At 62.3% G+C, this 26,067-nt stretch carries 26 protein-coding genes and 3 tRNA genes; 3 read left to right on the top strand and 26 right to left on the bottom strand.

Annotated elements, in window-relative coordinates; genetic code table 11:
• The 4 genes from Q1L59_RS09805 to Q1L59_RS09790 all read right to left on the bottom strand — a co-directional run.
• Positions 1–123, bottom strand: a 123-nt coding sequence (locus tag Q1L59_RS09805; RefSeq protein ID WP_300328532.1) for a GTP-binding protein, incomplete at its 3' end; no start/stop codon positions are given.
• A gap of 51 nt (positions 124–174) precedes the next feature.
• A tRNA-Thr gene (locus tag Q1L59_RS09800) sits at positions 175–249 on the bottom strand.
• A 38-nt stretch (positions 250–287) separates the two neighbouring features.
• Positions 288–361, bottom strand: a tRNA-Gly gene (locus tag Q1L59_RS09795).
• Between the two features lie 53 nt (positions 362–414).
• Positions 415–499, bottom strand: a tRNA-Tyr gene (locus tag Q1L59_RS09790).
• Between the two features lie 296 nt (positions 500–795).
• Here Q1L59_RS09790 and Q1L59_RS09785 point away from each other — a divergent pair.
• Positions 796–1,626: a hypothetical protein gene (locus Q1L59_RS09785; RefSeq protein WP_300331515.1), complete on the top strand. Its 831-nt coding sequence runs from the start codon at positions 796–798 to the stop codon at positions 1,624–1,626.
• Between the two features lie 199 nt (positions 1,627–1,825).
• Here Q1L59_RS09785 and phaC read toward each other — a convergent pair whose 3' ends face one another.
• From phaC to Q1L59_RS09755, 6 genes are all read right to left on the bottom strand, one after another.
• Entirely contained in the window at positions 1,826–2,932 is a 1,107-nt protein-coding gene (phaC, locus tag Q1L59_RS09780; RefSeq protein WP_300331512.1) for a class III poly(R)-hydroxyalkanoic acid synthase subunit PhaC, read from the bottom strand.
• Positions 2,933–2,998: 66 nt separating this feature from the next.
• Entirely contained in the window at positions 2,999–4,069 is a 1,071-nt protein-coding gene (locus Q1L59_RS09775; RefSeq protein WP_300331509.1) for a poly(R)-hydroxyalkanoic acid synthase subunit PhaE, read from the bottom strand.
• A gap of 147 nt (positions 4,070–4,216) precedes the next feature.
• Complete coding sequence (locus tag Q1L59_RS09770; RefSeq protein WP_300331505.1) at positions 4,217–4,639, bottom strand: MaoC/PaaZ C-terminal domain-containing protein; 423 nt, start codon at positions 4,637–4,639, stop codon at positions 4,217–4,219.
• A 9-nt stretch (positions 4,640–4,648) separates the two neighbouring features.
• A complete protein-coding gene (locus Q1L59_RS09765) occupies positions 4,649–5,089 on the bottom strand; it encodes a MaoC family dehydratase N-terminal domain-containing protein (protein WP_300331502.1) in 441 nt (146 codons plus the stop codon).
• Between the two features lie 58 nt (positions 5,090–5,147).
• Positions 5,148–6,329, bottom strand: a complete 1,182-nt coding sequence (locus tag Q1L59_RS09760; RefSeq protein WP_300331500.1) for an acetyl-CoA C-acyltransferase — start codon at positions 6,327–6,329, stop codon at positions 5,148–5,150.
• A 66-nt stretch (positions 6,330–6,395) separates the two neighbouring features.
• On the bottom strand, positions 6,396–7,163 hold the full coding sequence (locus Q1L59_RS09755; protein ID WP_300331497.1) for a 3-hydroxyacyl-CoA dehydrogenase: 768 nt from the start codon (positions 7,161–7,163) through the stop codon (positions 6,396–6,398).
• A gap of 618 nt (positions 7,164–7,781) precedes the next feature.
• Here Q1L59_RS09755 and Q1L59_RS09750 point away from each other — a divergent pair.
• Positions 7,782–9,845 carry an alpha/beta fold hydrolase gene (locus Q1L59_RS09750; protein ID WP_300331495.1) on the top strand — a complete coding sequence of 688 codons (2,064 nt, stop codon included), beginning with the start codon at positions 7,782–7,784 and terminating at the stop codon, positions 9,843–9,845.
• A gap of 52 nt (positions 9,846–9,897) precedes the next feature.
• Here Q1L59_RS09750 and Q1L59_RS09745 read toward each other — a convergent pair whose 3' ends face one another.
• The 16 genes from Q1L59_RS09745 to rpsB all read right to left on the bottom strand — a co-directional run bounded on the left by Q1L59_RS09745 (position 9,898) and on the right by rpsB (position 24,894).
• Entirely contained in the window at positions 9,898–10,713 is an 816-nt protein-coding gene (locus Q1L59_RS09745; protein WP_300331492.1) for an RNA methyltransferase, read from the bottom strand.
• Positions 10,710–11,309 carry a ribonuclease HII gene (rnhB, locus tag Q1L59_RS09740; RefSeq protein ID WP_300331489.1) on the bottom strand — a complete coding sequence of 200 codons (600 nt, stop codon included), beginning with the start codon at positions 11,307–11,309 and terminating at the stop codon, positions 10,710–10,712. The genes Q1L59_RS09745 and rnhB overlap by 4 nt, the downstream gene beginning before the upstream one ends.
• Entirely contained in the window at positions 11,290–12,471 is a 1,182-nt protein-coding gene (gene lpxB, locus Q1L59_RS09735) for a lipid-A-disaccharide synthase (RefSeq protein WP_300331487.1), read from the bottom strand. Before lpxB ends, rnhB begins: the two co-directional genes overlap by 20 nt.
• The gene (gene lpxA, locus Q1L59_RS09730) at positions 12,468–13,238 is read right to left on the bottom strand and encodes an acyl-ACP--UDP-N-acetylglucosamine O-acyltransferase (protein ID WP_300331542.1); all 771 of its coding nucleotides are present in this window, start codon (positions 13,236–13,238) and stop codon (positions 12,468–12,470) included. The genes lpxB and lpxA overlap by 4 nt, the downstream gene beginning before the upstream one ends.
• A 19-nt stretch (positions 13,239–13,257) precedes the next feature.
• The gene (gene fabZ / locus Q1L59_RS09725; RefSeq protein ID WP_300331539.1) at positions 13,258–13,695 is read right to left on the bottom strand and encodes a 3-hydroxyacyl-ACP dehydratase FabZ; all 438 of its coding nucleotides are present in this window, start codon (positions 13,693–13,695) and stop codon (positions 13,258–13,260) included.
• Between the two features lie 5 nt (positions 13,696–13,700).
• A complete protein-coding gene (gene lpxD, locus Q1L59_RS09720; RefSeq protein ID WP_300331484.1) occupies positions 13,701–14,744 on the bottom strand; it encodes a UDP-3-O-(3-hydroxymyristoyl)glucosamine N-acyltransferase in 1,044 nt (347 codons plus the stop codon).
• A gap of 17 nt (positions 14,745–14,761) precedes the next feature.
• The gene (locus tag Q1L59_RS09715) at positions 14,762–15,280 is read right to left on the bottom strand and encodes an OmpH family outer membrane protein (protein WP_300331481.1); all 519 of its coding nucleotides are present in this window, start codon (positions 15,278–15,280) and stop codon (positions 14,762–14,764) included.
• Between the two features lie 15 nt (positions 15,281–15,295).
• Positions 15,296–17,575: an outer membrane protein assembly factor BamA gene (gene bamA, locus Q1L59_RS09710; protein ID WP_300331478.1), complete on the bottom strand. Its 2,280-nt coding sequence runs from the start codon at positions 17,573–17,575 to the stop codon at positions 15,296–15,298.
• Positions 17,576–17,579: 4 nt separating this feature from the next.
• Entirely contained in the window at positions 17,580–18,947 is a 1,368-nt protein-coding gene (rseP, locus tag Q1L59_RS09705) for an RIP metalloprotease RseP (RefSeq protein WP_300331475.1), read from the bottom strand.
• The gene (gene ispC / locus Q1L59_RS09700; protein ID WP_300331472.1) at positions 18,944–20,149 is read right to left on the bottom strand and encodes a 1-deoxy-D-xylulose-5-phosphate reductoisomerase; all 1,206 of its coding nucleotides are present in this window, start codon (positions 20,147–20,149) and stop codon (positions 18,944–18,946) included. The genes rseP and ispC overlap by 4 nt, the downstream gene beginning before the upstream one ends.
• The gene (locus Q1L59_RS09695) at positions 20,146–20,985 is read right to left on the bottom strand and encodes a phosphatidate cytidylyltransferase (RefSeq protein ID WP_300331468.1); all 840 of its coding nucleotides are present in this window, start codon (positions 20,983–20,985) and stop codon (positions 20,146–20,148) included. Before Q1L59_RS09695 ends, ispC begins: the two co-directional genes overlap by 4 nt.
• Complete coding sequence (uppS, locus tag Q1L59_RS09690) at positions 20,978–21,769, bottom strand: polyprenyl diphosphate synthase (RefSeq protein ID WP_300331465.1); 792 nt, start codon at positions 21,767–21,769, stop codon at positions 20,978–20,980. Before uppS ends, Q1L59_RS09695 begins: the two co-directional genes overlap by 8 nt.
• Positions 21,770–21,792: 23 nt before the next feature.
• Complete coding sequence (gene frr, locus Q1L59_RS09685; protein WP_300331463.1) at positions 21,793–22,353, bottom strand: ribosome recycling factor; 561 nt, start codon at positions 22,351–22,353, stop codon at positions 21,793–21,795.
• Positions 22,354–22,364: 11 nt separating this feature from the next.
• Positions 22,365–23,090, bottom strand: a complete 726-nt coding sequence (pyrH, locus tag Q1L59_RS09680; protein ID WP_300331460.1) for a UMP kinase — start codon at positions 23,088–23,090, stop codon at positions 22,365–22,367.
• Positions 23,091–23,135: 45 nt separating this feature from the next.
• A complete protein-coding gene (gene tsf, locus Q1L59_RS09675) occupies positions 23,136–24,029 on the bottom strand; it encodes a translation elongation factor Ts (RefSeq protein WP_300331458.1) in 894 nt (297 codons plus the stop codon).
• Between the two features lie 121 nt (positions 24,030–24,150).
• Positions 24,151–24,894, bottom strand: coding sequence for a 30S ribosomal protein S2 (gene rpsB, locus Q1L59_RS09670; RefSeq protein WP_300331455.1), 744 nt, complete (start codon positions 24,892–24,894; stop codon positions 24,151–24,153).
• Between the two features lie 371 nt (positions 24,895–25,265).
• Between rpsB and map the strand changes: the two genes are divergently transcribed.
• A complete protein-coding gene (gene map, locus Q1L59_RS09665; protein WP_300331452.1) occupies positions 25,266–26,066 on the top strand; it encodes a type I methionyl aminopeptidase in 801 nt (266 codons plus the stop codon).
• The last annotated feature ends 1 nt before the right edge of the window (position 26,067 follow it).

Genomic DNA, 26,067 nt, shown 5'->3' with positions numbered 1-26,067 from the left:
GCCATACTTCTTCGCCAGAATCGTCGTAATCGCCGCCGTCAGCGTCGTCTTGCCATGATCGACGTGCCCAATCGTGCCCACATTCACGTGCGGCTTCGTACGTTCGAATTTTCCCTTGGCCATTACCCGTACCTCAAGACGTAATAAGTTGAAATGAATCTAGGCGCCAAACGTTGGTGCCCATGGACAGAATTGAACTGTCGACCTCTCCCTTACCAAGGGAGTGCTCTACCGCTGAGCTACATGGGCGTCACGCAAGGCGCTGGAAGCATGTTGCGGCCGCAGCCTGGAGCGGGTGAAGGGAATCGAACCCTCGTCATAAGCTTGGAAGGCTTCAGCTCTACCATTGAGCTACACCCGCAAAACCATTACCCGGAGCACGATCAGTCAACATCACCATCAGCAGCGTTTTTTTGGTGGAGGGAGAAGGAGTCGAACCTTCGAAGGCAGAGCCGTCAGATTTACAGTCTGATCCCGTTGACCACTTGGGTATCCCTCCACTGGAATCTGCGATTATCGCGCACAAGCTGGCTACTGTCAAACGGTATTGTTATCCGGCGCATATTATAGAACAGCACCAGGCGCGCTGGCGAGCCTGTTCTGCACACATCGGTCGGACGGCCGCGATTGACGGCGCCCAAACCAGCCACCTATACTGCCGTCCTTGCCGTCTTGTCGCAGAAACTCGCGCGCTCTGCCAAGGGATGCGCCGCGCTCGGGCTTTGCGGCAGACGCTTGGCCAACCGACGGGCGAAGGTGCTGCAACTGTTGCTCGTTCCCGGTAAGAGGAAGCCCATGACGAGAATTCCGATTTGCGGCAAGACTCCGAAAGGCGTCGAGGAGATCGAAAGGCGCACGCAGCGGCTATCGGTCCGCGCCCGACGGGTTCTGATCCTGATCGATGGAAAGCGCGACCTGGCGGCGCTAGCCGAGCTGGTACCGGGCGACACCCTGCCCGAAATCTGCCAGCAGCTGCTTGACGAGGGCTACATCGCCCCGGTGCACAGCCCGCTCAGCGCCGGGCCGGAGACTGCGCCGGAAGCGGAAGAGATGCCGGCCGCCGCCAGCCGGCCGCCTCTTTCGGCGATCGAACAGCAGCGCCTGAACATGGCGCGCAACTTCATGACCAACACCCTGGCTACTTTCGTCGGCCACGCAGCTTCAAGCTTGATCAACCATGTTGAGGCCGCGCACGATCTGGCACATCTGCGCACCTTGGCCAAGCCGTGGCGCGAAGCCATCGGGCTTTCTGCCGACGGCCGCAAGCAACTCGCTGATCTGGCCAGCCGACTGGCCGTCATCGATGAAAATTTCCTCGACGTCTTCGCTGACGGTGAGGTCATCGTCGACCAAGCAACGCCTCCCGCCCCGCCACCACGCACGATGCCGCCGATACCCGAAGATGAGGCAGAACGCCTGGCAATGGCCCGAAACTTCATGACCAACACGCTCGACACCTTTGTCGGGCTTGCCGCTTCGAGTCTCGTTTCACGCATCGAGAACTGCCCGGACGCGGATGGCCTGCGCCAACTGTTCGGAGACTGGCGCGATGCGATCGCGCTCAACGCGGATGGCCGCAAGCGCCTGAGCGAACTGGACGCGCAACTCGCTGCTCTGCTCGCCTGAAGGTCTGCGTCTCCTTCTCGCCGGCCGTACCGACTAGCGTTCGCGCGACCGGGAAAAGCAACGGGCGCCGACCGCGACGCGCACCTGAAGGATACAGGACCCGCGCTTTGGTCGAGCGCCCGCTCGGGTGACCGCGGCTGTGCGTTGCCAACCACTGACGAACGCGACAGCCGCGGCTGATCAGCCGCAACTTCCCTGGTCAGGCACCCCGCTCGCGCATCCAGTTGGCAACCGTCGGGGCCAGCACCTTCTGCGCCAGGCCGCCGGTGTAGATCCCGATATGCCCGGTATTGATGGCAAACTCGGTGTAGTCCTTGCTGCCCACGTGCTTGCCCAGAGCAACGGTGCAGGGCGGTGGAACGATGTGGTCCTTCTCGGCGAAGATGTTGAGAATCGGAATCTTGAGCTCCTGCAGATCGACCTTGCGTCCGCCCACTTCCAGCGTTCCCTTGACCAGTTTGTTCCCCTTCAGGAAGTCGCGGATGAACTCCTTGAACGTCTGGCCGACCGCATCCGGGCCGCCAAAGAGCCATTTCTCCATGCGCAGGAAGTTCAGCAGCGCCGGCCGATCATCCAGGATGTCGATCACGTCGGCGTACTTCCCGAAGTTGAGGATAAACGGCGACGCCATCAGGAACGATACATTGAGCACGTCTGCCGGAACGTTGCCGTGCACCGCAACCATCTTGTCGACATCGGCATCCGCACCCATGGTGAACATCAGCCCTTCGTGCGGCTTGTGCTTGGCGCGATAAGCGTCGAAATCGATCGGCGAGACGGTCAGCGTCAAGTGGCTGATCTTGTCCTGATGCAGCGTCGAATACGTGGTTGAAATCGTGCCGCCCTGGCAAATGCCGAAGAGCGCGATCTTGTCCACGCCATGGTAGTGGCGGATGAAGTCGACGTGCTCGTCGAGGTAGCCGTTAATGTAGTCGTCCACGGTGCGGTGCTTGTCAACCGGGCGCGGATAACCCCAGTCGTTCAGGTAAACATCGATCCCCTGGTTGAGCAGGTTGCGCACCACCGAGCGATCCGGTTGCAGGTCGGCTACCTCGTAGCCGTTGATCAGCGGCGGAACGATGAGGAGCGGCGTCTTGATGATCTTCGACTTTTCGACGGTCGGGTGATAGTGGTAAACGCGGATCCCGTCCTGCTCGAAAATGACATCCTTCGGCGTACTGCCGATATCGACATCTTCGTCGGTAAGGCTGCTCAACAGGTCCACACCCTTGGTCAGCTTCGCATTCAGCGCCGCAGCTTCGGCGGCAAGATCGGCGGGGAGAATCTGGATTGGAAATGTCATCATGGGTATCACCCTCCTAATAGTCTAATGGCTTGCCAGCGCGGTCATCGCGGTATCGGAGCACGCCGCTCACTCACTCTTGGCCCGAGTCGCGGCTGACTTGCGCGGCGCAGCGCCAACCTTCGCATGGGCCGGCGGAGCCAGTTCCCTTTTGAGCGCCCTGATTTCCATTTTCATATCATGAATTACTTTGTACGCCTGGTCGATCTCGCTGCGCGTCGGAATATCGAGGTTACGCAGAACGTCTTCGACCAACGCACGCTGCTTGAGCTTGAAGTCTTGCTGTGCCTTGGTGAACTCGTTCTGGACGTCGAGGAATTCCTGCGAGTTGAAGGTGACGAGCAAGGACGCATCGGCCGTGCGATACCAAAGGCGCATCAGGTCGCGCACAGCGGTAATTTTTTCCCCTTTGGCAGCTACTTTGCCCAGTTCTTCGACGGTGGCTTCGACCGCTTTGGCGAGCGCTTCGGCAAAAGCCGTATGGAACTTCAGGCTGCTCTTGCGCAGATCGACCGCAGCGTCGACCAAGCGCATCATCTTGGCGTTCTTTTCGCGCGAGACGCCGAAATGCGGAATCTCGCCAACTCCGGCCAGTGCGCTGGCGTCGCTTTCCATGGCCAGCAAGCGGCTCAGTCCGGCTGTTCCGCCGAGCATCGCTTCGCCCATATGGCCGGCGGAAGCCGCCTCGATCAGAAACGACATCCATGGCCCAACTGCGTTCGGCAGGTCCTTGGTCATCGTGTTGCCCAGGCTGCCCAGGTGAGCGCCCATACCCAGGCTGCGCTGCAGCATCGCGGTCGATTCTTTCGCCCAATTGTCGGCGAACGCCTTGAGATCCGGACGCCAGTCTTTGTTCGCCTCAAGATTCGGGGCAACGACCTTCATCGAACGGAAGAAGAAATCCATCACGCGATTCATCGCGCCCTGACTGCTCGTGATCCGATCCATCAGTGTACGCGCTGCTTCGTTCGTACCTTTGGTGATGGTTTCCATGCCTTTGCGAGCAGCTTCGACGGGCCCCTCGTTGCCCCCTGGGAGATTCTGCAGCATGGCGGACCAATCGCCCCACATGCGCTTCTGCATTTCAGCCCAAGCGTTGACGACGCCGCTCAGTTGCTCGTTCGGATTCTTGTTTTCCACTCCTTCGATCTCCTTTCAGTGTATCGGACACGCCGACCGTCCTGGCCGGCGGATGCCCATCGGTAGACTGAGTGCTTTACAGACTACAACTAGACAGCGGCCGTCCGAAGACGGCCGCACCGAACAGATACCCTGCTCCCTGGCCGCTCAGGCCAGGGCGACAACCGCATCTGCCTTGTGTTTTGCCTCACCCTGCTCGTTGGCGCAGAGCAGTTCAAGACGGACACATTTTTCCCCGTTCCGTTCCAGCTTTTCGACCACCTTGCCGGTACACACGAGCCGCTCGCCGACCCAGGTGATGGCGCTGAAACGGACCCCGAAGCTGCGGATGCACGCTTGCGGCACCCACTGCGTCAACACTCGCCCGAGGTACGCCATCCCCAGCATGCCATGGGCAAAAACGTCCGGCGCGATCTTCTGCGAGCGGACAAAGTCCTGGTCCAGGTGCAGCGGATGATGGTCACCCGAACCCGTCGCGTACAAGGCAAGCGTCAGGCGAGATACGGGGTCTGTCGTCATCGAGGGGATCTCGTCGCCCACGTTGAGCGCGTCAAAACTTGGCATTGTCATCAGTTTCCCCTATTCCCGAATCACCATCACGCTGTGTACGTCGCAGACCAGTTCACCCTGGCGGCGCACTTTGACATCCTTGACGACGAACTGCAGGGCGCCGTTCTTCTTGTCGTAAATGTCCGTGATTTCTGCGTCGAAATCGAGCTTCTCACCCGAGTAGACCGGTTTATGGTAGATGAACGACTGCTCACCATGCAACATCTTGCCGAGATTGCAGCCCATCGTTTCGAGGTAGTCGAAGGGACGTTCCTTGTCCATGTCCATGCAGAAAAAGAACGTCGGCGGAACAAGCACCCCGGGCAGGCCAGCCTGGCTCGCCGCTGCTTCGTCAAAGTAGATCGGGTTCGTCTCGCCGATGGCTTTGGCGAACCACTTCAACTGCCACGCCGTCGGGGTAACCGAGTGTGGCGGCACCTTCATGCCAATGTGCTTCTTGTCAATCAACATCCGATTCACTCCTTGCCCGCCCCTGGGTAAGGGGCGGGACCGCTCGTTGGCGACTCGATCAGAGAACTTCGATGGCGATCGCGGTGGCTTCACCACCGCCAGCGCAGAGTCCGGCAATACCGCGCTGCAGACCACGCGCCTTCAGCGCGTAGAGCAAGGTGACCAGGATGCGAGAACCCGTGGCGCCAATCGGGTGACCGAGCGCGCACGCACCGCCGTTGACGTTCACCTTGTCGGCCGCTAGGTTCAGGTCGCGCATCGAAGCCATCGTTACTGCAGCAAACGCCTCGTTGATTTCCCACAGATCGACATCGGCCGCCTGCCAACCGGTCTTCTCGAGCAGCTTCTTGAAGGCAAAGACCGGTGCCGTGGTGAACCAGGCCGGCTCGTGGGCAAAAGTGGAGTGGCCGGCGATGCGCGCCAAGGGCGTGAGGCCCGCTCGCTTCGCATCCGATTCGCGCATCAGGACCAAAGCCGCCGCACCGTCCGAAATCGACGACGAGTTGGCTGGCGTCACCGCTCCATCGCGCTTGAACGCCGGCTTCAGTTTGGCAATCTTCGAAACATCACACTTCATCGGCGTCTCGTCGAGCGCGATCGTCTCTTCGCCCTTACGCGTGGTGACTGTCACCGGCGCGATTTCAGCCGCAAAGACGCCGGCGGTAACCGCCTGCTGCGCACGCGTCACCGACTGTATGGCAAAGGCGTCCATTTCCTCGCGCGTAAAACCGTACTTCTCGACGCACAGTTCGGCGAAGGCGCCCATCAGTTTGCCCGGCTCGTAGGCGTCCTCGAGACCGTCGAGGAACATGTGGTCGAAGAGTTGCCCATGACCAAGCCGGTAACCGCTACGCGCACTGGTCAGCACGTGCGGGGCGTTGGTCATCGATTCCATGCCACCAGCAACGGCGACATTGATCGAACCGGCAAGCAACTGATCGTGCGCCAGCATGACCGTCTTCTGCGCCGAGCTGCACATCTTGGTCAGCGTCGTGCACGGCACCGACTTTGGCAGCCCCGCACCCAGCACGGCTTGTCGCGCCGGCGCCTGACGCAGGCCGGCCATCAGGCAGCAACCCATCAGCGCCTCATCGATGTCGTCCGCGTTCACGCCGGACTGGGCGACAGCCGCCTTGATCGCCACGGCAGCCAGCTGCGGTGCCGTCAAGCCGGCAAACTGACCCTGGAAGGCACCAACCGGCGTCCGCTTGGCGCCCACGATAACAACTGCTTCACTCATACCGAACTCCTGAATTCTAGTGGGATTTCAACTCGCTACCCGGGCGGACCAGAGGCCCGCCGCGCCTTACTTGGCGGCCATCCGAATGGCGCCGTCAAGGCGAATGACTTCGCCGTTCAGATAGCCGTTTTCGCAGATGTGGCGAACCAGCGCCGCATACTCGGCCGGCTTGCCGAGCCGCGAGGGGAAGGGCACCATCTTGCCAAGCGAGTCCTGCGCCGCTTGCGGCAGACCCTTGAGCATCGGCGTTTCGAAAATTCCAGGGGCAATCGTCACGACGCGAATCCCATGCGCCGCCAATTCGCGCGCCACCGGCAAGGTGAGACCGATGACCCCGGCTTTCGACGAGGCGTAGGCTGCCTGCCCGATCTGACCATCGTAGCCAGCCACCGACGCGGTATTCACGATGACGCCGCGTTCACCGCCCTCGTTCGGCTCGTTCCGGCTCATCGCTTCGGCAGCCAGACGGATCATGTTGAATGTGCCGACCAGGTTGATGTTGACGACGCGGGCAAAGGTCGCCAGGTCGTGCGGGCCGTCCCGACCCAGGACCTTCTTCGGCGGGGCAACCCCGGCGCAGTTGACCAGACCATGCAGGGCGCCAAAGGTGCTCACCGCCAGTTCGATGGCCGCCCGAGCACTTGCCTCGTCGGTCACGTCGGTCTTCGCGAAGCGTGCATTCGCGCCCAACTGAGCAGCCTGCGCCTCACCCGCAGCGGCATCGACGTCGACGATGACGACTTTCCCACCGGCGCCGATCAAGCCGCTTGCCGTTTCCGCCCCCAGACCCGACCCTGCTCCTGTTACCACAAAGACACTGCCGTTGATTTGCATGTTAACCCCCAAAAAATATCGCGACACCATCCGATGCCGCGTTTTTGACCCGTGCGACGTCGATCGTCGATGACCAGCGCCACCCCGTGGAAATTCTGCAGTTCTGCTCGCCCGAAAAGGCGCCCGGCCGCAAGCCGGCCAGCCGCGCCGTATGCTGTTGCGCAACACGACGGGCACGCCACCGACCAGCCGACTGGTGATCAATGGGCCCGTGCGCAGGCCAGGTCTGGGAACGTCTTCTGCTGACAGCGGGCGTTGCCGGCATTGTCGAATGCGGAGCACGTTCGAGTCAAGTCTCCGACGCAATGCAACAGGGCCGCTCGCTCGCCTGGGCGCTACCCCGCACCTGCTGCAGCGCGCAATGCGCTGCCTGAAAGTCATCCCTGACCACCCGACACCCCGCCCGGCCGACGCCAGTGCCTATTGTTGTTGACCTGGATCAGCCGGTTGTCTGCGCAATCGCTTAGGATGCCTGCATGCCACGGGGCGTTGCGGCGCTCTGCGGCCCCCGCGAACACCGCTGCGCTTCGGCTCCCAGCAAACGCGCAGCGGCCTTACGCCGGAACCTGGCGCCAGCCTGCACTGGCCCGACCAACAGAGGCAGAAGGAGAACATGCCATGGCCGATACCCCAAATGACACGACGCAAGCGACAGCCACTGTGGCAGCCGATGCGGCAACCGATAGTGCGCCTGCGAAACGACGCGCCCGCCCCGCCAACCCTGGCGCGACGCCGCGCCGCCGAAAGACGCCCACCGCTGCGGCGGGTTATCAAGCGCCCGCAGTCGAGGTCGCGGCACCGCCAGCACCACCGCTGGCGGCAACCGCCAGCCCGGCTGACCCGCCGCCAGTCAACGCAGAACCAGCCGTCAAACCGAGCGAGGCAGGTGCGCCAGCCACGGCTGGCGGCACGAGTGGTACGCACTTCTCGCGCCGGCTTGGCGACCGTCATCTGCTCGACTCGGACGCGCTCGAGAACATCGACCGGATGACCAACATCGCGCTCGGGCAATTGAGCGGTGGCGTTTCGCCCGCATCCCTGGCCATGGCTTACCTCGACTGGGTGGTGCACCTCTCCGCCTCGCCCGGCAAGCAGTTTCAACTCGGGGCGAAGGCGGCGCGCAAGGCGCTGCGCCTGGCGAGCTATGCACTGAACTCGGCGATGACCGGCAGCGCCGAGGACTGCATCAAGCCGCTGCCCGGCGACCACCGTTTCGATCACCCAGGCTGGCAGCAGTTTCCGTTCAATGTGATCTACCAGGGCTTCCTGCTCAATCAGCAATGGTGGCACAACGCGACGACCGGAATCCGCGGCGTTTCCAAGCATAGCGAGGCGGCCGTCTGGTTCATTGCGAAACAGATCCTGGACATGATGGCGCCGGCCAACATGCCGGCCATGAACCCGGAAATCGTCGAAGCGACGATCAAGGAAAGGGGCGCCAACCTGACGCGCGGCGCGCAGCATTACGCCGAGGATTTCCGCCGCTCGCTGCGCGAGGAAAAGCCGGCCGGCGTCGAGGCCTTTCAAGTGGGCAAGAACCTCGCGGTCACACCCGGTCAGGTCGTCTTCCGCAACCATCTGATCGAGCTGATCCAGTATGCCCCGGCATCCGGCACGGTGCACCGTGAACCCGTGCTGATGCAGTCGGCCTGGATGATGAAGTATTACATCCTCGACCTCTCGCCGCACAACTCGCTGGTCCGCTATCTCGTCGAGCGCGGGCACACGGTGTTCATGATCTCCTGGCTCAACCCCGGCCGCGAGCACCGCAACCTGGGCATGGAAGACTATCGCAAGGCGGGAACGCTGGCCGCGATCAACGCCATCTCCGAGATTCTTCCCGGCCGCAAGATCCATACCGTCGGCTATTGCCTGGGCGGCATCCTGCTCACCATCACCGCCGCCGCCATGGCGCGCGACGGTGACGACCGCCTGGCCAGCATGACGCTGTTTACTACGATGACCGACTTTACCGATGTCGGCGAGATCAACGTCTTCATGGACGCGAGCGAGGTCACTCTGCTCGAGGACATGATGTGGGAAAAGGGTTACCTCGGCCACAAGCAGGTGTCGGGCGGTTTCCAGTTGCTCAAGTCGGCCGACCTTATCTGGTCCAAGATGGTACGCGAGTACTACCTTGGGCATCGTGAACCGATGTTCGACCTGATGGCTTGGAACGCGGACGGAACACGTATGCCGTACCGCCAGCACTCCGAGGTATTGCGCCGGCTCTACGTGGATAACCAGCTCTTCCAGGGCAAATACATGGTCGGCGGACGAGCCATTTCGATCAGCAACATCCACTGCCCGATCTTCGCCGTTGCCGCTGCGGCTGACCACGTCGCACCGTGGCGCTCGGTGTACAAGCTGCATCTGCAAAGTGATGCGGCCGAACTCACCTTCGTTCTCACCAGCGGCGGCCATAACGTCGGGATCATCAATGAACCCGGACGGCCGCACCGTTCGTTCCAGATGAGCGTCTGCCACGAAGGCGAGCGCTTCCTCGATGCCGAGACCTGGAAGGAAAAGACGCCGCGAACCGAGGGTTCATGGTGGCCAACCTGGCAGCAGTGGCTCGTCAAGCATTCCACGGGCATGGAAGGAGCACCGCCGATGGGGGCGCCGGAAAAAGGGCTGGCACCCCTGTGTGCTGCGCCCGGAACCTACGTCTTTCAGCAGTAGCAGATAGCGTCGACGGCGTGCGGCCAGACTGCGCCGCCGCCGGCTTCACGCTTCACCCCGAGCGGCCGGCGACCTCGGGCAGATCGCCGGCGAGCTTACGGCGCACGCGCTCAAACAGACAGACTGCCGCGGCCGCGGCAACATTGACCGACTCGCTGCCGGCCGCCATTGGTATGCGCAGGTGCAGGCCACAGGCGCGGGCTACCAGCGGTCGCACACCCTGCCCCTCACTGCCGAAGACCCAGGCAATCGGCGGCTTCAGCTTCACCTCGTACAAACTCTTCGGCGCATCGACGCAAGTCGCCAGTACCTGTCCACGATACGCGCTCAGAAAAGCCACCAGGTCTTCGCACTCATGGAGGTCGAGTTGGAAATGCGCGCCCATCGCCGCCCGCAGGACCTTCGGCGACCAGACGTTCGCGCAATCGCGCGAGACGACGATCTGACGTACTCCGGCAGCCGCAGCACTACGCAGAATCGAACCGACGTTGCCCGGATCCTGCACGCCGTCCAGGGCGATCGTTTCGCCCTCAGCGTCGGGCGCGTGGCAACTTGCCGGCTGGGCGACAACGGCCATGATGCCGCTTGGCGAGTCGACCAGGGCAAGATCGTCGAACAGGCGATCGGACAACTGGGTGATTGCCGTGTGGCCACGCTCGCTGGCCAAGTACGTAGCGATTTCCGCCCGCGCCAGGCCGCTGTCACTGACGACGATTTCCGCGGGCCGCCCGCAATGGCGGTGATAAGCTTCGATCAGGTGCATTCCGTCGAGCAGGCAGTGGCCGCTCGAACGCCTTTCGCGCACACTGCGTGCGAGCCGCTTGAGACCTTTGTAGTGCGGGTTGTCAGCCGCCGCGACGCGCCTCATCGTGCGCTCAGTCTGGCGACCGGCGCGAAACTGCGCCGATGCTCCGGGCTTGGACCGTGCTCACGCAAGGCAGCCAGGTGCTGCGCCGTCGGATAGCCCTTGTGGCGCGCGAAACCATAGATTGGAAAGGCCGCATGCAGTTCGCACATCTGCCGATCACGCACCGTCTTGGCCAGTATCGACGCGGCGGCGATGCAGGCCAGCTTGCCGTCGCCACCGATCACCGCCTCGACCGGGTAAGCCAGCACCGGGCAGCGATTGCCATCGATCAGCACGCGCACGGGGTGCAGGCGATACTGGTCGGCCAGGGCTGACACGGCGCGCTGCATGGCCAGCAGAGTCGCCTGCAGAATGTTTACCTGGTCGATCTCGGCCGCGCTCGCCTGCCCGACCGCCCAGGCCAATGCCCGCCGACGGATTTCCTCGGCGAGCAAGGTCCGCTGTTGCGCGCTCAGTTTCTTCGAGTCGTCGATGCCGACAATCGGCGGGCGGCTCGCATCGAGCACGACGGCAGCGGCAACAACCGGACCGGCAAGTGGACCGCGACCTGCTTCGTCGACGCCGCAGACCAGGCCTTCAGGCTGCGGCAGGAACATTCCGGCGCACTTCCGTCGGCAGACAGTCGACAACGGCAGCGGCGGCCTTCTCGGCGGCGTTCTGTCGCAACTGCAAGTGCATTTCACGAAAAACCTGGCCGATGCGCTGACGGCCAGCGTTGTCCGCGTAGAGTTCGAGTAGTGCCGGCGCCAGCTTTTCCGGCTGGGCGTCGTCCTGCATGTACTCGGGAACGACGAACCTGCCGGCAAGAACGTTGGGCAGCCCCACGTAGGGCAAGTACGCCATGCGGCGCATCAAGCGGTAGGAGAGCGGCGCCATCTTGTAGACGATGACCATTGCCCGCTTGAGCAGCGCCGCTTCCAGAGTTGCCGTGCCGCTCGCGACCAGCACCACATCGGCCGCCATCATCGCCTCATGCGCGTGCCCAAAGAGCAGGCGAAGCGGCAGGTCCTGGGCCTGGCAGCGCTGCACCGCCGCCTCGAACAGAATGCGCGTCTCGCGCGTCGCCAACGGCACGAGAAAGACCGCCGCCGGGAGTGTTTCGTTGACCCGCCGGGCCGTTTCGATGAAGGTATCCGCCATGTAGTGCAGTTCCGACTGCCGACTGCCCGGGAGCAGCGCGAAAACGGCCTCGTTGGCACCCAGGCCAAGGCGTGCGCGCGCCACGGCGCGGCCGTCAGCCAGCGGCAACATGTCCGCCAACGGATGGCCAACGTAGCGCACCGGAATTCCCTTTCTCTCGTAGAAAGCTGCTTCGCACGGGAAAAGCGTCAGCACACAGGCAACCGCCGCACCGATCTTGTTGATCCGCCCGCCACGCCAGGCCCAGATCGACGGACTGACGTAGTGGACGGTGGCAATTCCCCGTCGCTTGAGAGCTTTCTCGACCGCCAGGTTGAAGTCCGGCGCATCAACCCCGACAAAGACATCCGGCGGATCGGCCAGCAAGCGGCGCTTCAGCTCGCGCCGAATGCCAGAGATCTCGCGGAAATGCCGGAGCACTTCGACATAGCCGCGAACCGCCAGTTTTTCCAGTGGATACCAGGCGTCGAAACCAAGCGCCGTCATTTTCGGTCCGCCAATACCGAAAAAGACTGCCTCCGGAAGCCTGGCCTGAATCGCCTGTATCAACTGGCTGGCGAGCAGATCGCCGGACGCCTCGCCGGCGACCATGGCGACGCGTACGGCAGCCTGGCTCATCGAATGATGCCGCGCTTTGATACCGCCAGAAAGTCAACCAGCGGCCTGATCTCCGGGTGGGCAATGACCTCCTGTTCGAGCCTGCTGCGCGCTTCTTCCAGCATCAGACCCGACTTGTAGACGGTCCGGTAAGCGCGCTTCAGCACGAGCAGTGCATCGGCCGAAAAACCGCGTCGTTTCAGCCCTTCGGCGTTGATGCCAAAGGGGCTGGCGGTGTTGCCGGCAGCCATCACGAAAGGTGGAATGTCCTGCAGGACGACCGTACCGACCGCGGTCATCGCGTGCGCGCCGATCCGGCAAAACTGGTGCACGCCGGTATACCCGCCGAGGATGGCCCAATCATCGACATGCACGTGTCCGGCAAGTTGCGCATTGTTGGCAAACACCGTGTGCTTGCCTACCTGGCAATCGTGCGCGATATGCACGTAAGCCATGATCCAGTTGTCATCGCCGACACGCGTGATACCGACATCCTGCGCGGTACCCAGGTTGAACGTGCAGAACTCGCGGATCGTGTTGCGATCACCAATCTCAAGACACGTTGGCTCGCCGCTGTACTTCTTGTCCTGCGGCACCTCGCCCAGCGAGCAGAACTGGAAAATCCGGTTGTCGCAGCCGATGCGCGTTCGGCCCGAGATGACGACATGCGGACCGACGACCGTGTTGTCGCCAATCTCGACGTGTTCGCCGATGATCGAGTAGGGGCCGACCGTGACATTGGCACCCAGGCGTGCTCCCGGGTGGATGATCGCGCTCGGATGGATCATCCCCGCCGCCGCCGGCGCCTCAAGCGACATTTCGCTTGGCGCACATCAGCTCGGCCTCGGCGACCACTTCACCATCGACGCGCGCCTCGGCAGCGTACTTCCAGATGCCGCGCATCTGGCGCTGGATCGCCACGTGCAGGTGCAGTTGATCGCCCGCCGTCACTGGCTTCTTGAAACGGGCGGCGTCGATGCCGACAAAGTAGAAGACCGAACTCGCATCCGGCTTTTCGCCCATCGTGCGAAACGACAGGATGCCGGCCGCCTGCGCCAACGCTTCCATGATCAATACGCCGGGCATGACCGGATGATGCGGAAAGTGACCGACGAAGAACGGTTCGTTGATCGTCACGTTCTTGTACGCATGTATCGCCTTACCGGGTTCGCAAGCGAGCACGCGATCGATCAGCAGGAACGGGTAACGATGTGGCAGATGCTCGAGAATCTCGTGTATGTCCATTACGTTCAAGTCTTTTTCTCCATCAGGTCGAGTTTCTTCTCAAGTTCGGCCACTCGTTCCGCCAGCTTGGCCAGGCGTTTGAGTTGCGCCGCATTGCGCAGCCATTCCTTATGCGTCGCGAGCGGGAAGATGCTCGTGTACTGGCCGGGCTGCGCCAGGCTGTGGGTGACCATCGTTCCGGCCGAGATATGCACGTCGTCCGCCAGGTCGAGGTGACCAATGATCATTCCTGCTCCGCCAACCGTACATCGGCGACCGATGCGGCTGCTCCCGGCGATACCGACGCACCCGGCCAAGGCAGCCTGGTCGCCAATCGCCACGTTATGACCAATCTGAATCTGATTGTCGAGCTTGACGCCGTTGCCGATCACCGTATCGTCGAGCGCGCCGCGGTCGATCGAGGTGTTGGCCCCGATCTCCACATCGTCGCCGATCAGCACGCGACCAATCTGCGGAATTTTCAGCCAGCCGCCACTCTCCTTGGCAAAGCCGAAGCCGTCCGCCCCGATGATCGCCCCCGCGTGGATGATCGCGCGCTTGCCGATCACGCAATCGTGATACACGACGACGTTCGGGTAGAGGAGCGAATCGTCGCCGATCGAGACGCCGTCGCCAATCACACAACCCGGAAACAGGACGACATTCTCGCCGATGCTCGCCCCTTCGCCGACGACCACATGGTCGCCGACGCTGACCGACGCCGGCAGCGGCGAGCGGAGTACGGCGTGCCGACCGATTCCCGGCGCGCGCCCGCGCGGCGGATTGAGCAGAGCGACGACGCGTGCGTAGTAGGCGTAGGCGTTCGCATGCACGATGCGCGGCAAGGCCGTGGCGGCGGCGAACTGCGGCGGAACGATGACCGCCGAGGCCCTCGTGGTCAATAGTTGCTGGCGGTAACGGGGATTGGCCAGGAAGGCAATCTGCCCGGCTTGCGCTGAGTGCAGCGTTCCCACCTGGGCAACGACCACCGAGCCGTCGCCGCACAACTCGCCGCCGAGATGCGCAACGATCTCGTCCAGACGCAGGGCAGAAGCGCTCGCGCGCGCCATCTAGCCGACGCGGCCGCTTATTTCGCTTCCTTGGCTTCCGACAGTGCCTTGATCACCTTGTCGGTAATGTCCAGCCGCGGGCTGACCCAGACGACATCCTGCACGATCAGGTCGTACTTCTCGTTCTCGGCCAGTTGCTTGATCGCCTTGTTCGCCTTTTCGATGATCGCCGCGTTTTCCTCGTTCTGGCGCAGGTTCAGGTCTTCACGAAACTCGCGCTGCTTGCGCTGAAACTCGCGTGACAACTCGGCGAGGTCCTTTTCCTTCGTTCGCCGCTCGCTTTCCGCCATCGTCAGGCCGTTCTTCTCGAGCGTTTCCTGCAGTGCCTGGACCTGCTTGGCGAGACGTTGCAAGTCCTGGTCCCGCTTGGTGAATTCCTGCTCGATGCGCTTCGCCGCCCTGACCGCCGCCGGCGCGTCGCGGAAAAGACGTTGAGTATTGACGTAACCAACCTTCAACTGGTCAACCGCCGACGCATACGACGCCGGCAGCGAAGCCAGCAGCGCCACCAGCAGCGGGGCAATCGTCTTCTTCAAGCTCGTTCTCCTGGATTAAAAGGTCGTCCCCAACTGGAACTGAAACTTTTGCAGTTTATCATTACTTTTCTCGTTGATCGCCTGGCCGAGGCTGAATTTCAGCGGCCCGAGCGGCGACAGCCAGGCGGCAGTCAGACCGACCGACATGCGCAAGCCCTCGTCGGCCAGCGTATATTTGTCGGTAAACACGTTACCTGCATCGAAGAAGGGCCCAAAGCGGAAGGATTTGTCGAAGCCGGGCAGCGGGAACAGCAGTTCGGCATTGAAAACGGCTTTGCGCGTACCACCCAGGCGTGTATCTGGATCGTTGAGGTTGTACGGGCCAAGACTCGCCGTATCGTAGCCGCGTACCGAACCGACGCCCCCGGCGTAGAAGTTCTTGTAGAAGGGCAAGTTCTGGCCGGACAGTCCCTTGGCGTAGCCGATCTCACCATTAAGAAAGAGGACGATGTCCTTGGTCAACGGAAAATAGCGTTGGTGCTGGTAGGTCAGGCGGTAGAACGAGAGATCCACCCCTGGAATGGCAAACTCGACGCCGGCTCGATGAACCGCGCCGCTCGTCGGGTAGATCGCGCTGTTGCGGCTGTCACTGGTCCAGGAAACGGTCAGCGGCAGCGTGATGTTCGAGTTGCCGTGCTCCTTCTGAAAGTCGATGTACTGCTGCGGCGTCGCCGTGGTAATCGGATCGATGTCGATCACCGTCTGGTCGACGGCCAAGCCAAAGCTCAGCGTATCCTTTTCGCTGATCGGAAAACCAAAGCGGATTCCGCCTCCGGTCGACTGCGACTTGAAGGCGTAGCCGAGCGAAGTCGGGTTCAGGTTGCGGTGGTAGAGATCGAAGCCCTGACTGATACCATCAACAGTGAAATAGGGATTGGTGTAGTTGATCCCGACCGTACGGTTGAGCTTCCCGGTATTCACCTGCAGCGACAGGAAGCGGCCGGAACCGAAAATGTTCGCTTGCGATATCGACCCGGAGAGAACCAGCTTTTCGGCACTCGAATAACCCGCGCCGATCGAAATGTTGCCGGTCGTCTTCTCGGCTACGTTGACGTTGACGTCGACCTGGTCGATCGTTCCGGCAACCGGCGGTGTTTCGACGTTGACCTCGGCAAAATAGCCGGTACGATCGATTCGCTCACGCGACGCGGCCACCCGCTCGGCGTCGTACCAACCGCCTTCCATCTGACGAATTTCCTGCCGGATCACCTCATCGCGCGTCTTGGTGTTGCCGGTGATGTTGACCCGCCGAACATAGGCCCGCTTGCCCGGGTCGACGAAGATGGTGAATGCTGCAGTCCGCTTGTCCTTGTCGAGCTCGGGCGATGCATTGACGTTGGCGAAAGCATAACCCTGCGCGCCCAGCTTATCGGCAATCGCCTTGGTACTGGCGTTCAGCTTTTCGCGCGAAAAGACGTCGCCCGCCTTGATCGTGACCGATTGTCGATACTCGTCGTCGGAGAGGATCAGATCGCCGGCCAGTTTGACCGAGGAGACGATATAGCGCTCTCCCTCGTTGATGCTGACCGTGATGTAGATGTCCTTCTTGTCCGGACTGATCGACACCTGCGTCGAGTCGACACTGAACTCCAGATAGCCACGATCAAGATAATAGGAACGCAGACTTTCGAGGTCGGCCGAAAGCTTCTGTTTCGAGTACTGGTCGCTTTTGGTGTACCAGCTTATCCAGTTCGGCGTCCTGAGCTGGAATACGCCCAGCAGATCCTTTTCCTTGAACGCCTGAGCGCCAACGATATTGATCTGCTTGATCAGCGCAGCCTCGCCCTCGTCGATGTTGAAGTTGATCGCCACGCGGTTGCGGTCGAGCGGGGTGACCGTCGTCGTGATCACCACGGCATACCTGCCACGCGACAGATACTGACGCTTCAGCTCCTGCTCTGCCTTCTCCAGCGTTGCCCGGTCGAAGGTTCGCGAAAGGCCGATGCCAACTTCCTTCAGGCCCTTGATCAGTTGATCCTTGTCGAACTCCTTCAGGCCGACGAAATCGATCTGGGCAATTGCCGGGCGCTCTTCGACGACGATGATCAACACCTGGCCGTCGTGCTCAACCCGCACATCCTTGAAGAAGCCGGTGGCAAACAGCGTCCTGATCGCCTGCGCCGCCTTCTCGTCGTTCATCGTTTCGCCGACCTTGACGGGCAGGTAGCTGAATACGGTACCCGCCTCGACGCGCTGGATTCCTTCGACGCGGATGTCCTTGACGGTAAATGGCTCCATCGCCGCCGCATGCGCACAAGCGAGCGCCAGCAGACCTGCAGGCAGGTATATCTTCATAAGCTCAGCCGGAGAACAATCGATTGATGTCGTTGTAGAAGGCAAACGCCATCAGCATGAGCAGGAGAGCCAGACCGACCCGCTGGCCAACTTCCATGGTCCGCTCGGAAACTGGCCCACGCTTGATGATTTCGATCAGATAATACAACAGATGCCCCCCATCCAGAATCGGGATCGGCAGCAAGTTGAGCACGCCGAGGCTGATGCTGATCAGGGCGAGGAACTTCAGATAGTAGCCGACACCGAGCTGCGCCGACTGACCGGCATAGTCGGCGATCGTCACCGGCCCGCTGATGTTGCGCCACGAGACCTCGCCAACAATCATCTTGCCGATCATGCGCAGCGTGAAAGCCGACTTCTCCCAGGTTTCGCGCAGCGCCTTGGCCAGGGCCGGCAACGGCGGATGGCTGACGACGGTCGTCATGTCTGCGCGCGCGCGCGCGTCGTCGATTGCAGCCACGCCAATCCGACCGACCTCGCGACCGCGTTCATCAACCGCGGCTGGCGTCACCGTCATTCGCATGGACTGCCCGGAACGCTGGAGGTCGACCGTCAACGCCCTGCCCGGAGCAGCACGCACGGCCGCAACGATGTCAGCCCAGGTGCGGATTTCCAATCCGTCGATCGCCGTGATTTCGTCGCCGGGGAGCAGACCGGCGGCGGCCGCTGCGCTGTTTCGCATGACCTTGGCGAGCACCGGCGGCAGGCTCGGACGATGCAGGCCAAGCCCCAGGCGGTCAAACGCTTCACCGTCCCAGCCTGACTCGCGAACTGCCGAAAGCGACAGGTGACGGATGGCGATTTCCTGCCGACCGTTGATCACCTCGAGCTCGACCGAATCGCTTTCGGCCGCCTCGCGCAGCAGCATCCATCGCAGTTCCTGCCAACTGCGAACCGGTGCGCCGTCTACCTTGCGCACAAGTTCGCCGTCTTCGATGCCGGCCGCAGCAGCCGCGCTCATCGCCGGCGGCGCGGCAAGGAGCGGCCTGAACTCCTCGGTACCGTGCCAGAACAGTCCCCAGTAGATGAGCGTGGCGAGCACCAGGTTGGCGACCGGACCGGCCGCGACGATCGCTATCCGCTGCCCGACCGGTCGACGATTGAAGCTGCGCGGCAAGTCTTCGACGGCGACGCTACCCTCACGCTCGTCGACCATCTTGACGTAACCGCCCAACGGAAAAGCGGCGATCACCCACTCAGTACCATCGCGACCGAAGCGGCGCCGCCAGAGCGGCTGACCGAAACCGACCGAAAAGCGCAGCACCTTGACGCCGACCCAGCGGGCCACCAGGAAATGGCCCAGTTCGTGCACGACGACGAGCACCGCCAGGGCAATCGCGAATGCCACGAGATAATGAATGAAAGTGCTCATCGCGCGCTCGTTCCGGCAATCGCACGCTCGGCTGCCGCGCGTGCCTGCGCATCCGCTGCCAGCACCTCGTCGAGCGAAGTCAGCGCCCCACCCGGCGGCAGCCGGTCCATGACGTTTGCGATCACCCGAGGGATCTCGGGAAAGCGAATCCGGCCGTCGAGGAATGCCTGCACGGCCACTTCGTTGGCTGCATTGAGCGTCGCCGGCGAGCTCCCGCCCTCGGCTAAAGCCCGATAGGCCAGCGCCAGACAGGGAAAGCGCGCCGCGTCGGGCTGCGCAAACTCAAGTGTGGCGACGGCGCACAGATCCAGCGGCTCGACACCGGCAGCCATTCGCCGCGGATAGGCCAGCGTGTGCGCGATCGGCGTGCGCATGTCAGGCTGGCCGAGCTGGGCGATCAGCGAACCGTCGGCGTACTGGACCAGCGAGTGCACGACGCTCTGCGGGTGGATGACGACACGAATGCGTTCCGCCGGAACGTTGAACAACCAATGGGCTTCGATCACTTCAAGGCCCTTGTTCATCATCGTCGCCGAATCGACCGATATCTTTCGCCCCATGTTCCAGGTCGGATGCGCGCACGCTTGCTCCGGCGTGACTCCCTCCAGATCAGCCTCGGCGAACTCGCGGAACGGCCCCCCGGACGCAGTGAGGAAGAGCCCTACGACCCCGCTCTGCTGCGGATTCCCCGCGTAGTTGTCCGGCAGCGACTGGAAAATTGCGTTGTGCTCACTGTCGATCGGCAGCAATGTCGCCCCGTGTTCCCTTACCGCACGCATGAACACCGATCCCGCCATGACCAGCGCTTCCTTGTTGGCAAGTAGCACCTTCTTGCTGGCGACGACCGCCGCCAGCGTCGGTGGCAGCCCGGCAGCACCAACGATGGCAGCCATCACGGTGTCGGCCTCGGGTAGGCACGCCATCCGGATCAAAGCCTGCGGACCATGCTCGACCGTGGTCGGACAACCGGCAGCGGCCAGCCGAGCGGCGAGCTCGGCGGCCCGGGCACGCTCACCGAGCACCGCGTAACGCGGCCGAAACTCGATACATTGCGCGTACAGTTGGTCGACCTGGTGATTGGCCGTCAGCGCAAGAATGCGATAACGCTGCGCATGCAGCCGCACCACCGCCAGCGTGCTGAGGCCGATCGAACCGGTCGAGCCGAGAACGACAAGGTTCTGCACCTGCGCGTCGCCGTTCATCGGGGCCCAGCGAGCAACCAGAGCAAAGCGACCAGCGGCAGCGTCGAGGTCAGGCTGTCGATGCGGTCGAGCACGCCTCCGTGCCCGGGCAGAATCTGGCTGCTGTCCTTGAGGCCCGCTTCGCGCTTGACCAGCGACTCGAAGAGGTCGCCAACAATGCTGATCGCGGTCAGCGCGATCAGCACGCCGACGAGCAGCACGACATTGTCGGCGAGCGCCACCGGCAACCTGGAGCTGGCGAGCAAACCGCAAATGGCAACGCCGAGAGCGCCGCCAATGGCCCCCTCCCAGGTCTTGCCCGGGCTGATGGCCGGCGCCAGCTTGTGCCGGCCGAAACGTCGTCCAGCGAAGTAGGCGCCGATGTCGGCGACCCAGACGACAGCCATCACGCCGAGCAGGAACAGCGGGCCACCCTGACGCAACTGCAACAAGGCCAACCAGGCGGGCAGGATGAGCAGAAAGCCGGTCATCAAAGCCAGCGGGAGATTGACCAGCGGCCAGCGCCAACGTAACCAGAACGGCACGACGAGGAGCCAGAAAGCAGCAGCCGGCAGGTAGAACCAGCGCCCGAGACGCCAACCCGCTTCCGCGAAACCGGGCGCCAGGCCAACTGCCGGCGGATCGAACGCGGCGACGGCGGCGCAGGTGCACGCGAAAGATGCGCCGAGCGCCAGGCGACCTGCCTGGCCAAGTCCGATCAGGCCACCCCACTCCCAGGCGGCAATCGCTGCGACGGCCGAAACGAAGATCAGCCAGCCTAGTGGCGGCAGATGGAAAAGCGCGCCAAAAAACAAGGCAAACAGCAAAACCGCGGTGATGACCCGCGTCCTAAGCATCTATCGCCGGATCCGACGGGCCGCCGGCTGGACGAGCAGCCGACAACTGCTCGCTGGTTCGTCCGAAACGGCGTTCGCGCCGCTGGTACGACGCGATCGCCTGATCAAAGGCAAGCGCATCGAACTCGGGCCAGAGAACGTCGGTAAAGTAGAGCTCTGAATAGGCCAGTTGCCAGAGAAGGAAGTTGCTGATTCGCTGCTCGCCGCCCGTCCGGATGAACAAGTCGGGTTCGGGCGCATAACTCATCGCCAGATACGGCGCCAAGTCAGCTTCGCTCCATTCGCCGCATTTTTCCGGTTCAGCCACGCGCAAGCGGTTGACCGCCTGCAGGATATCCCAGCGCCCGCCATAGTTGGCCGCAATGGTCAGAATCAGGCGGCTGTTGGTCGCTGTTCGCTGTTGCGACGCCTCGATCAGCGCCTGCAGCTCGGGATCGAAACGCGACAGATCGCCGACCACGCGCAGACGTACGCCGTTGCGGTCGAGCTTGCGCACTTCCTCGCGCAACGCACGCCCAAAGAGCTGCATCAGCAAGGAAACCTCTTCTGCCGGGCGACGCCAGTTCTCGGAACTGAAAGCAAAAAGCGTCAGATAGCTGACGCCGCGCGCGAGACACGCCTTGACTGTCTCACGTACCGTCTCGACACCACGATGGTGCCCGGCAACGCGAGGCAACAAGCGTTTTCTCGCCCAACGCCCATTGCCATCCATGATGATCGCGACATGCGAAGGAACCGTGCCAGCGGCCGGTACGCCTCTTGTCGAACTGGTAAACAGCGCCATCGGAATGCCCCGTCCGAACGCCGTCAGATGGCCATCAACTCGGTTTCCTTGTGGGCAAGCTGCTTGTCGATCTCGGCTACGTAACGATCGGTGAGCTTCTGCACCTCATCCTGCGCGCGGTGTTCGTCGTCCTCGGAACACTCCTTGTTCTTCAGCATCTCCTTGAGCGTGGCGATGGCGTCGCGACGCAGGTTGCGAACCGCGACTTTGGCGCCTTCGCCCTCACCTTTGACCACCTTGATCAGTTCACGCCGCCTTTCCTCGGTCAGCGGCGGCATCGGCACCCGGATCAGTTCGCCCTGCGCCGAAGGATTAAGCCCCAGGTCCGAATCGCGAATCGCCTTTTCGACCTTGTTCAACATGTTCTTCTCCCACGGCTGCACGCCAAGGGTGCGGGCGTCGATCAAGCTGACGTTGGCGACGGTATTGACGGGTACCAGTGATCCGTAGTACTCGACCTGGACATGGTCGAGCAGCCCGGTGTGCGCCCTGCCGGTCCGCACTTTCGCCAGGTCCGTGCGCAGTGCCTCGATCGATTTCTGCATCTTTCGCTCGGTCTGCTTCTTCACATCTGCAATCGACATCTTCGCCTCCGTCAGGAACAATGGACCAGAGTGCCCTCGTCCTCGCCCAGCGTAACCCGCAGCAAGGCCCCCGGCTTGAAAATCGAGAAGACATTGATCGGCAACTGCTGGTCGCGACAGAGGGCAAAGGCCGTAGCATCCATGACCGCAAGATTCTGCGCGATCGCATCATCGAAGCTGATCCGGTCGTAGCGCCGGGCGGTGGGATCCTTCTTGGGGTCGGCGGCGTAGATACCGTCGACCTTGGTCGCCTTGAGAACGATTTCAGCCCCGATTTCCGCACCGCGCAAGGCCGCGGCAGTATCGGTCGTGAAGAACGGGTTGCCGGTCCCGGCAGCAAAGATCACCGTTCGACCCTGCTCCAGATACCGGATCGCCTTGCCGCGAATGTACGGCTCGACCACCTGCTCGATGTTGAGCGCCGACTGTACACGCGAGACCATGCCGGCCGCGCGCATCGCGTCGTGCAGAGCAAGACCGTTCATCACCGTCGCCAGCATCCCCATGTAATCGGCCTGAGCGCGATCCATGCCGCTGGCGGCCGGGGCAACCCCGCGGAAGATGTTGCCTCCGCCGATCACCACTCCGACCTGTACGCCCAAGTCGACGATACCCTTGATCTCGGCGACGATCCCGGAAATCGTCGGCCGGTTTATTCCGTAGGCATCGCCACCCATGAGCGCCTCGCCCGACAGCTTGAGCAGAATGCGTTTGTATTTCGGCGTCTTGTCGGTCATCGCTGGCAGTCTCCTCGGGTCAGGTCGCTTCGTTGGCGTTGGCGCCTATTTCTGTGCCGCGGCCGCCTGGGCAGCCACTTCGGCAGCGAAGTCGTTGCTGCGCTTGGCCAGCCCCTCGCCGACAACAAAAAGGGAAAACGCGTTCACCGTAGAACCCTTCGCCTTGAGCAACTGGGCGATCGTCTGCTTGCCGTCGTCGGCCTTGACGAAGATCTGCCCGAGCAGGGTGACCTCGTTGATGAACTTCTGCACCGAACCATCGGCGATCTTCTCGATCATCGCTTCCGGCTTGCCCGCTTCGCGCGCCTTCTCGACGGCAATCCGGCGCTCGCTTTCGAGCAGTTCGCTGGCAACACCGGAGGCGTCGAGCGCCTTCGGTTTGGCGGCGGCAATGTGCATGGCCAAGTCCTTGCCCAGTTGATCGTCACCACCCGTCCGATCGACGATGACCCCGATCTTGGCGCCGCCGTGCACGTAGGACGACAGCTTGCCGCTCGCCTGCAGGCGAACGAAACGCCGAATCGACATGTTTTCGCCGATTTTCCCGACCAATGCCGTGCGCGTCGATTCGACCGTGCCGTCACCCATCGGCAGCGCCGCCAAAGCGACGACATCGACCGGATCATGCGCTGCGACGAGCGCCGCGCATTCGGCAGCGAGCTTCAGGAAATCGTCGTTCTTGGCGACGAAGTCGGTTTCACAATTGATCTCGACCATTGCTCCAACCTGCCCGCCGTCCGCCAGATGGATGGCGACGACCCCTTCGGCGGTAATCCGGGTGGCCGCCTTGCTCGCCTTCGACCCCAGCTTTACGCGCAGCAGCTCTTCCGCCTTGGCGAGGTCGCCCGCCGCCTCAGTCAGGGCTCGCTTGCATTCCATCATCGGCGCGTCGGTTCTCTCGCGCAGTTCCTTTACCATGCTTGCGGTGATTTCCGCCATTTCACTCTCCACTTGCCGACCCGGCCGGAAACGCCGGCCGTGCCTCGCTCAACACATTCAAGAAAAAGCAGACTCCATCGGCGACGCCGCGGCCAGCGCGGCCGACCGGTGGCGTCGACGGTCATGCGTCGTCATCCTCCTCGACGAACTCGTCGGCCGAAACGGCTTCCAGGATTTCCTCGACGAACTGGCTACGCCCTTCGAGGATTGCATCAGCAACACCCCGCGCGTACAGGCGGATGGCGCGTGACGAGTCGTCGTTGCCGGGAATCACATAATCGACTCCATCCGGCGAATGATTGGTGTCGACCACGGCCACCACCGGAATACCCAGCTTGTTCGCCTCGGTGATCGCGATCTTGTGGTAGCCGACGTCAACAACGAACAGCGCATCGGGCAGCGACCCCATTTCCTTGATGCCGCCAATCGCCTTGTGCATCTTTTCCAGTTCGCGCGTGATCATCAGCGCTTCCTTCTTGCCAAGGCGATCAAGCGAACCGTCTTCGCACATCACCTCCATTTCCTTCAGGCGCTTGAGCGACAGCTTGATGGTCTTGAAGTTGGTCAGCATGCCACCCAGCCAGCGCTGTTCGACGTACGGACAGTCGCAGCGGACGGCTTCCTCGGCCATGATCTCGCGCGCCTGCCGCTTCGTTCCGACGAACAGGATGGTGCCCTTGTTGGCCGCCAGCCGGCGCACGAAAGCCATCGCCTCGTTGTACTTGGCGAGCGTCTTTTCAAGGTTGACGATATGAATCTTGTTACGCGCGCCGAAAATGTACGGCGCCATCTTGGGGTTCCAGAAGCGTGTCTGGTGGCCGAAATGAACGCCGGCCTCGAGCATTTGACGCATCGTTGTGGACATATTTAGGTACTCTCAAGTCAGGGTTGGACCACCATTCGCCCAGCTAACTCCCGCCAATCCGGCAGGCACCCTCGATCAGGCGAATGTGCGTGATGAAGCGAGCCCTCTGGCGACGCTCCGCGCCCATTCAGGCGCAACTTTCTTCTCCGCCGACGCTGGCCAGCAAAAAGCGGCGATACTACCATCAACCGCCACGACATTTCAATTCGGTACGCGTCCGCGTGGTGTAGAGAGCAGGGAATCTTCCCGGTTCGCCGCAAGTGACCTGCCCGGTTCGTCCGCCAGGGCGGCTCGCAGCAGGCGCAAATTGCCTAAGCGCACGGCTTCCTTTATTCTTCGCTCCTCCTTCCCCAGGCGCCGAGGCGCAAACCATGGCCATCCCGATCAAGACCCCACAGAAAATCGAAAAGATGCGCCTGGCTGGCCGCCTCACGGCTGAGGTTCTCGACTTCATCACGCCGCACGTTCGCGCCGGCATCACCACCGGCGAACTGGACCGCCTCTGCCACGACTACATCGTCGAGGTTCAACAGGCGATCCCGGCGCCGCTCAACTACTCGCCGCCTGGCTACCCGCCGTATCCCAAATCGATCTGCACTTCGCTCAACCATCAAGTCTGCCATGGCGTGCCCAGCGACCGGCAACTCAGGAACGGCGACATCGTCAACCTCGATGTCACAGTGATCAAGGACGGCTATCACGGCGACAGTAGCCGCATGTTTCTGGTCGGCGAACCGTCGGTGCTCGCCCGCCGCTTGTGCGAGGTCACTTTCGAATGCCTCTGGCTCGGCATCGCGCAGGTGCGCGCCGGTGCTTCGCTCGGCGACATCGGGCACGCCATCCAGCAGCACGCAGAGAAAGCCGGCTATTCGGTCGTCCGCGAATTCTGCGGGCACGGCATCGGCGAGAAGTTCCACGAAGAACCACAGGTTCTGCACTACGGCAAGCCGCATACGGGCGTCAAGCTTGAGCCCGGAATGGTCTTTACCATCGAACCCATGATCAACGCCGGCAAGGCGGCCATCCGCACAATGGCTGACGGGTGGACGATCGTGACCAAGGACCACAGCCTTTCGGCGCAATGGGAGCACACGGTTCTGGTCACCGAAACGGGTTTTGAGGTGCTCACCGTGTCCGCCGGTACGCGCCCCCAGCCCGACTGGCTAGGTTAGC

Source organism: Accumulibacter sp., from assembly GCF_029255125.1.
Taxonomy (GTDB): domain Bacteria; phylum Pseudomonadota; class Gammaproteobacteria; order Burkholderiales; family Rhodocyclaceae; genus Accumulibacter.
This window is presented reverse-complemented; position numbering and strand designations above follow the sequence as displayed.

Coding starts and splice junctions, on each gene's coding strand:
- Q1L59_RS09760 (WP_300331500.1), bottom strand. CDS start 6,329: ATGAGTGAAGCAGTTGTTATCGTGGGCGCCAAGCGGACGCCGGTTGGT.
- Q1L59_RS09785 (WP_300331515.1), top strand. CDS start 796: ATGACGAGAATTCCGATTTGCGGCAAGACTCCGAAAGGCGTCGAGGAG.
- rseP (WP_300331475.1), bottom strand. CDS start 18,947: ATGAGCACTTTCATTCATTATCTCGTGGCATTCGCGATTGCCCTGGCG.
- lpxB (WP_300331487.1), bottom strand. CDS start 12,471: ATGAGCCAGGCTGCCGTACGCGTCGCCATGGTCGCCGGCGAGGCGTCC.
- Q1L59_RS09750 (WP_300331495.1), top strand. CDS start 7,782: ATGGCCGATACCCCAAATGACACGACGCAAGCGACAGCCACTGTGGCA.
- rnhB (WP_300331489.1), bottom strand. CDS start 11,309: ATGTTCCTGCCGCAGCCTGAAGGCCTGGTCTGCGGCGTCGACGAAGCA.
- phaC (WP_300331512.1), bottom strand. CDS start 2,932: ATGATGACATTTCCAATCCAGATTCTCCCCGCCGATCTTGCCGCCGAA.
- Q1L59_RS09765 (WP_300331502.1), bottom strand. CDS start 5,089: ATGTTGATTGACAAGAAGCACATTGGCATGAAGGTGCCGCCACACTCG.
- frr (WP_300331463.1), bottom strand. CDS start 22,353: ATGTCGATTGCAGATGTGAAGAAGCAGACCGAGCGAAAGATGCAGAAA.
- bamA (WP_300331478.1), bottom strand. CDS start 17,575: ATGAAGATATACCTGCCTGCAGGTCTGCTGGCGCTCGCTTGTGCGCAT.
- Q1L59_RS09770 (WP_300331505.1), bottom strand. CDS start 4,639: ATGACAATGCCAAGTTTTGACGCGCTCAACGTGGGCGACGAGATCCCC.
- pyrH (WP_300331460.1), bottom strand. CDS start 23,090: ATGACCGACAAGACGCCGAAATACAAACGCATTCTGCTCAAGCTGTCG.
- lpxD (WP_300331484.1), bottom strand. CDS start 14,744: ATGGCGCGCGCGAGCGCTTCTGCCCTGCGTCTGGACGAGATCGTTGCG.
- Q1L59_RS09695 (WP_300331468.1), bottom strand. CDS start 20,985: ATGCTTAGGACGCGGGTCATCACCGCGGTTTTGCTGTTTGCCTTGTTT.
- Q1L59_RS09755 (WP_300331497.1), bottom strand. CDS start 7,163: ATGCAAATCAACGGCAGTGTCTTTGTGGTAACAGGAGCAGGGTCGGGT.
- fabZ (WP_300331539.1), bottom strand. CDS start 13,695: ATGGACATACACGAGATTCTCGAGCATCTGCCACATCGTTACCCGTTC.
- ispC (WP_300331472.1), bottom strand. CDS start 20,149: ATGAACGGCGACGCGCAGGTGCAGAACCTTGTCGTTCTCGGCTCGACC.
- Q1L59_RS09745 (WP_300331492.1), bottom strand. CDS start 10,713: ATGAGGCGCGTCGCGGCGGCTGACAACCCGCACTACAAAGGTCTCAAG.
- map (WP_300331452.1), top strand. CDS start 25,266: ATGGCCATCCCGATCAAGACCCCACAGAAAATCGAAAAGATGCGCCTG.
- uppS (WP_300331465.1), bottom strand. CDS start 21,769: ATGGCGCTGTTTACCAGTTCGACAAGAGGCGTACCGGCCGCTGGCACG.
- rpsB (WP_300331455.1), bottom strand. CDS start 24,894: ATGTCCACAACGATGCGTCAAATGCTCGAGGCCGGCGTTCATTTCGGC.
- lpxA (WP_300331542.1), bottom strand. CDS start 13,238: ATGATCCATCCGAGCGCGATCATCCACCCGGGAGCACGCCTGGGTGCC.
- tsf (WP_300331458.1), bottom strand. CDS start 24,029: ATGGCGGAAATCACCGCAAGCATGGTAAAGGAACTGCGCGAGAGAACC.